2 protein-coding genes are annotated in these 818 nt (G+C 28.5%); both read right to left on the bottom strand.

Features of this window, described 5'->3' with window-relative positions; genetic code table 11:
• Window positions 1-72 precede the first annotated feature (72 nt).
• A complete protein-coding gene (locus OL66_RS02620) occupies window positions 73-387 on the bottom strand; it encodes a single-stranded DNA-binding protein (RefSeq protein ID WP_011160778.1) in 315 nt (104 codons plus the stop codon).
• The coding region (locus OL66_RS02615) for a DNA-directed RNA polymerase sigma-70 factor (RefSeq protein WP_034172345.1) at window positions 377-818 on the bottom strand (442 nt) is incomplete at its 5' end. The genes OL66_RS02615 and OL66_RS02620, both read right to left, overlap by 11 nt.

The raw sequence follows: 818 nt of genomic DNA, 5'->3' as shown, positions 1-818 counted from the left end.
TTTTTTATTCATATTTTTTTCTCCTTTTGGTTTATAAAAAAAGTCCATTTTGGGGACTTAATTTTTTAAATATTATTTAGTTTTGTTGTCTAAAAAGATGACGTTTTGGATAATTACTTTGGTGGTGGTTCGCGTTTTACCTTCGTTTGTGGTATATTTTTGGATGGATAATGCGCCTTCTGCATATATTTTTGAACCTTTATTTAAATATGTACTCATGTTTTCAGCTTGATTTCTAAAAACGACACAAGGGATGTATTGCACTTTATCTTTATTGTTAATTGCTAAATTGAAATCTATTTTAGGGATTTGTTCGTTGTTGCTATTGATATATTGTTTTTCTAGGTTATGAGCGATATTACCGATTAATTGGACTTTATTTAACATTTTTTTTCTCCTTATTTTTATAATTTGGGTTTAGTTTTTTGATGGCGTCTTTTTTTAAGTTTTCTATTTGTTTTAAAGTTAAATTTAGTTTTTGGGCGATGGCATGATTGGTTAGGGGTTGTTGATTAGGTTCGTTGTTGTTTTCTAGTGAGATACCAAAACTTAAACAAATAACATTGAATTCATTTTTGCTTAGTTTAGTTTTTAGTTTTTTTATTAATAATTCATGTTTTACTTGTTTTAGCCATAATTGATGTGGATTAAGGATTTTATCCCAATTAGGTTGTTTGTATTGTTCTTCTTTAAAACTGATATTGTTTGGTTTGGTTGTTTTTTGGGGGATTGAAGGTGAATGGCTTTTTCTTATTAGTTCGCTGATTGCTGATTTTATTGTTGGTGTTGCATAGGCGATAAAGTCATAGCCTAAATCT

The organism is Chrysanthemum yellows phytoplasma (genome assembly GCF_000803325.1).
In the GTDB taxonomy this organism is placed as follows: domain Bacteria; phylum Bacillota_I; class Bacilli_A; order Acholeplasmatales; family Acholeplasmataceae; genus Phytoplasma; species Phytoplasma asteris.
Note: the sequence above shows the minus strand (reverse complement) of the source record. Positions and strands in the feature narration are given on the sequence as shown.

What these genes read in the sequence shown, in the direction of transcription:
- OL66_RS02620 (WP_011160778.1), bottom strand. Translation starts at nt 387, where the DNA reads ATGTTAAATAAAGTCCAATTAATCGGTAATATCGCTCATAACCTAGAA.